This window comes from Rhizobacter sp. P2_H2, from assembly GCF_056403375.1.
This window is the reverse complement of the sequence record NZ_JBFUFP010000471.1, coordinates 1-4056: the sequence shown is the minus strand read 5'-3', so window position 1 is coordinate 4056 and position 4056 is coordinate 1. Positions and strand designations below refer to the sequence as shown.

Sequence of the window (4056 nt, the reverse complement as noted above, 5' to 3'; positions counted from 1 at the left end):
GCCTCGAGACCGGCGGCGAGCTGGTCAGCCGCGACACCACCTCGACGGTGCAGCAGCAGCTGTGGCTCGATTGGCAACGCTGCGCCGGCCTCGCCCCCGAAGACCGGCTGTCGCGCCTCGCCGCCTGGGTGCTGTCGGCCGAACGCGCCGGTGCCGACTACGGCCTGCGCCTGCCCGGCCTGCAGATCGAGCCGGCGCAGGGCGAGCTGCAGCGCCGGCGCTGCCTGGAGGCGATGGCGCTGTGGCAATGAGTTCACGACCATGAATGCCMTGCTGCCCCGCTGGCCCGGCTGGCGCCACCTGCCGCGCGACACCCGCGACACGCTGTTCCTGCTGCTCGTGATCGCGTGGACCGTGCTGCCGCACCTGCTGCACCTGCCGCCGTGGTGCGCCGTGCTGACCGCCGGCGTGCTGCTGTGGCGCGGCCGCGTCGCGCTGACCGGCGCGGCGCTGCCCGGCCGCTGGGCGCGCGCCGGGCTGCTGGCGCTCGCGGTCGGGCTGACGCTGTTCTCGTTCCGCACGCTGCTCGGCAAGGAGCCGGGCATCACGCTCGCGGTGGTGCTGATGGCGATGAAGACGCTGGAGCTGCGCGCCCGGCGCGATGCCTTCGTCGTGTTCTTCCTCGGCTTCTTCCTGGTGCTGACGCACTTCCTGTACTCGCAGTCGCTGCCGGTCGCGGCCGCGATGCTGCTGTCGGTGTGGGGCCTGCTCACCGCGCTGGTGCTCGCGCACATGCCGGTCGGCCAGCCGCAGCTGCGCAAGGCGGCGCGGCTCGCGCTGCGCAGCGCGGCGCTGGGCGCGCCGGTGATGGTGCTGCTGTTCGTGATGTTCCCGCGCCTGGGGCCGCTGTGGGGCGTGCCGCAGGACGGCCTGTCGAAGACCGGCCTGTCCAACAGCATGCGCATGGGCTCGGTCGCCGAGGTCGCGCAGGACGACAGCGTCGCGATGCGCATCCGCTTCCTCGGGCCGGTGCCGCCGCCCGAATCGATGTACTTCCGCGGCCCGGTGCTCGCGCGCTACGACGGCGAGGAATGGCGACCGTTGGTGCGCTCCGAGTTCGCGCCGCCGCTGCGCGGCGCGTTGCGCACCGACGGGCCGGCATACCGCTACGAGGTCACGCTCGAACCGCTGCGGCTGCCGCTGCTGCCGCTGCTGGAGGCGACCACCGAGGTCGAGCCGATCGAGAACCTGCCGGTGTCGCGCCGCGATGATCTGTCGTGGCGCACGCAGCGGGCGGTCACCGAGCGGCTGCGCTTCACGGCCGTCGCCCACACGCGCTTCCAGCACGGCCCGCTGAAACGCGGCGACGAGCTGCGCGAGTTCGTGCAGCTGCCGACCGGCTACAACCTGCGCACGATCGCCTGGACCCATCAGTTCATGAACCGGCCCGATCTCGCGCGCGCCGATTCGGGCACGCTGGCCCGCGCGGTGCTGCAGCACATCGCCGGCGACGGCTTCAGCTACACGCTCGCGCCGGGCGTGTACGGCGAGACCAACCCGCGGGCCACGGTCGACGAGTTCTGGCTCGACCGCAAGCTGGGCTTCTGCGAGCACTTCGCTGCCGCCTTCGTCGTCGTGATGCGGGCGATGGACGTGCCGGCGCGGGTCGTCACCGGCTACCAGGGCACCGACCCGGCGCCGGTGGACGGCTACTACATCGTGCGCCAGAGCTCGGCACATGCCTGGGCCGAGTACTGGCAGGAGGGCATCGGCTGGGTGCGCGCCGACCCGACGGCCGCGGTGGCGCCCGACCGCGTCGCGCGCAGCACGCGGCTCGCGCCGCAACCGGGGCTGGTGGCGGGTGCGCTCGGCTCGATGAGCCCGCAGTTGCTGGCGCAGTTGCGCGGCGCGTGGGAATCCGTCAACAACCGCTGGAACCAGTGGGTGCTGAACTACTCGCGCGGCCAGCAGCTTGACCTGCTGAAGAACCTGGGCTTCAGCTCGCCGAGCTGGGAAGACCTGGCGCTGCTGCTGATCGGCGCGCTGAGCACGCTGGCGCTGCTGGGCGCCGGCTGGGCATGGTGGGACCGGCATCGGCAGGATCCGTGGCAGCGGCAGGCGCGGCAGCTGCGCGCCGCGCTGCAGCGGGTGGGGCTGGTGGCGCTGCCGCATGACACGCCGCGCGGGCTGGCGGCAGCGGTCGAGGCGCGCTTCGGGCCGCGGGGCGCGCCACTGGCCACGCTGTTGCGCACGCTCGATGCGCAGCGCTACGGGCGCGGCGCGATCGCACGGCCTTCGGCACCCTGGTTGCGTGCAGTGCGTGCCGAGCTGAGGATGCTTACCAGAACTTGAGCACGAGGCGCTCACGCCCAAGCGCCCGACGCGCCGAATTGCGTCAAGTGTCAGGAAGAAGTCGTCTGAAGTAGTTCGACGAGGTCAAGTACTGAACGGCTTTCTCCATTTCACCTCTGGTCACGGTTGGCACAACGATCATTCCCGGGTCGGCCATACATGCTTCGCCCCCCTCGCGAATGAAGTCCAGCCCCACCGCAATGCGCGATGGAGTGAAGAAACAAACGCTGTAAGTAGCACCGGCCTCAAAGCGGACCTTGACGTAGTCGAGCAGGCCACGCTGTTCAGCCTCATATTCCGCGCGCGCATCGAATTCTGCAGGAAGTACGAACTGGTAGGTTCGAGTCATGGTCATGCCTTCATTTCATGATCGCCTTGGAGCAACCTACGCCACTGCACCGCTCGTCATACAGCTTCGCGCCTACACGCAGACAACGGGAACTGCGACTCAAACAACTCCGCAGGTGAGCACGGCATCTGCATCGAGACCGAACCGGGAGGGATTCCAGCAGCAACGATGACTTCTTCGCCGTTCACTCCGCGGAGCAGAAGCCCGCATTCGACCACGACATCCTCGTCTTCGTAGATCACCTTCTCAACCGCAATGATCTCGAGCGCCTCGAATGAACTCTCATTCCCGCTGCAAGACGTCATGGCTGCGCCTTCCACTGGACCATGGGTCAGGCGAATGTTGAGACTGCCGACTTCTTGCCAATCAACAACCTGCGTGCACGCAGAGGAAAACTCGAGCACGGCTCCGGTGTTAAAGATGAACGCTGACTCCCACGCCGCCCGCAGCGTGTGCCCCTCGGGTAAAACGTACGTGACCAGTCGCAGGCCTTTGAACAGATCTCCAAGAGACTTGCCATCCATTGCTTTGCATTGATAGCCGAAGAACCTCTTCCCGTTTGACATCAATTTAGGGTAATGAAGGGTTTCATGAGGTCTGCTCCCGTTTGCTGGTATGTCAATACTCTGGCCACCGCCACTGTTCTTCGGTGGTCCGAAGATTCCATTTGCACCGACCAAGCTTCCTGGCGGCCCAGCCTTGCAGATGCCGATGAGATTTGGCCGTCAATGCTTGATCGCCCCTTTCAAGGCAGCAACCCACTCAGCCTCGAAGAGGCGTTGCCACCGGTCTAGCAGCTCATAGAACTGGCCGGCATCCATCCAGATTTGAGCTAGCGTGCTCGCAATATTTTCTTGTGGACTGGCATTCTTGAAGGCAATCAAGCGAACCTTGTCGCCTTGATCGAACTGGAGAACATGCCCTCCATCATCGAAGGCTGCATCTCCATCAGGAGCCCATACGATTTCATTGGATGCCAATACGTCTCGCAGGACGTCTGCCGACATGCCAAAGAAGTTGTCGTCCTGACGATCTTCGTCATACATCGCCGCTTGTACAGCAGTAGCGAGCTCGGCTGCATTCGGCTCTGAACCGAAGACGGCGCGGTGCCCTCCGCGCCTGGCAATTCGACGCCTCACGGCATCGAATGAGCTGGCAAGCAATGTGGCTTCCGGCGAACGAACACCATAGCTCTTACCATCGACGTGGATGATAAAAAAGCCTAGCGCACGGCTACTGAGACGCTCATATGGCTGAGTAATGCTCGATTCGATGGCGAGTACCGATGGATCTCCGACGATCATAGTGATTAACCTTTGAAATCAAGCAGCCTTCTAATTTCAACTGGAATATTCTTCGGCTGAATGGGGTCAACCCCACCAGTCGATCCATTCCAATGCGTCTCGCCATTGCTA

Annotated in this window: 4 protein-coding genes and 1 pseudogene; 2 read left to right on the top strand and 3 right to left on the bottom strand. The window is 65.2% G+C overall.

Going from position 1 to position 4056, the window contains the following annotated elements; translation table 11 throughout:
* Both AC1D15_RS20565 and AC1D15_RS20560 read left to right on the top strand, forming a co-directional pair.
* Window positions 1-251 (top strand): annotated as a pseudogene (locus AC1D15_RS20565) (DUF58 domain-containing protein); the annotation flags it as partial.
* Window positions 252-261: 10 nt separating this feature from the next.
* The gene (locus AC1D15_RS20560) at window positions 262-2292 is read left to right on the top strand and encodes a transglutaminase TgpA family protein (protein ID WP_477827426.1); all 2031 of its coding nucleotides are present in this window, start codon (window positions 262-264) and stop codon (window positions 2290-2292) included.
* Between the two features lie 43 nt (window positions 2293-2335).
* Here AC1D15_RS20560 and AC1D15_RS20555 read toward each other — a convergent pair whose 3' ends face one another.
* From AC1D15_RS20555 to AC1D15_RS20545, 3 genes are all read right to left on the bottom strand, one after another.
* Window positions 2336-2641 carry a hypothetical protein gene (locus AC1D15_RS20555; RefSeq protein ID WP_477827425.1) on the bottom strand — a complete coding sequence of 102 codons (306 nt, stop codon included), beginning with the start codon at window positions 2639-2641 and terminating at the stop codon, window positions 2336-2338.
* Window positions 2642-2697: 56 nt separating this feature from the next.
* Complete coding sequence (locus AC1D15_RS20550; RefSeq protein WP_477827424.1) at window positions 2698-3165, bottom strand: hypothetical protein; 468 nt, start codon at window positions 3163-3165, stop codon at window positions 2698-2700.
* A gap of 201 nt (window positions 3166-3366) precedes the next feature.
* Window positions 3367-3945 carry an Imm42 family immunity protein gene (locus AC1D15_RS20545; protein WP_477827423.1) on the bottom strand — a complete coding sequence of 193 codons (579 nt, stop codon included), beginning with the start codon at window positions 3943-3945 and terminating at the stop codon, window positions 3367-3369.
* Between the last annotated feature and the right edge of the window lie 111 nt (window positions 3946-4056).

What these genes read in the sequence shown, in the direction of transcription:
- AC1D15_RS20545 (WP_477827423.1), bottom strand. Translation starts at nt 3,945, where the DNA reads ATGATCGTCGGAGATCCATCGGTACTCGCCATCGAATCGAGCATTACT.
- AC1D15_RS20555 (WP_477827425.1), bottom strand. Translation starts at nt 2,641, where the DNA reads ATGACTCGAACCTACCAGTTCGTACTTCCTGCAGAATTCGATGCGCGC.
- AC1D15_RS20550 (WP_477827424.1), bottom strand. Translation starts at nt 3,165, where the DNA reads ATGGATGGCAAGTCTCTTGGAGATCTGTTCAAAGGCCTGCGACTGGTC.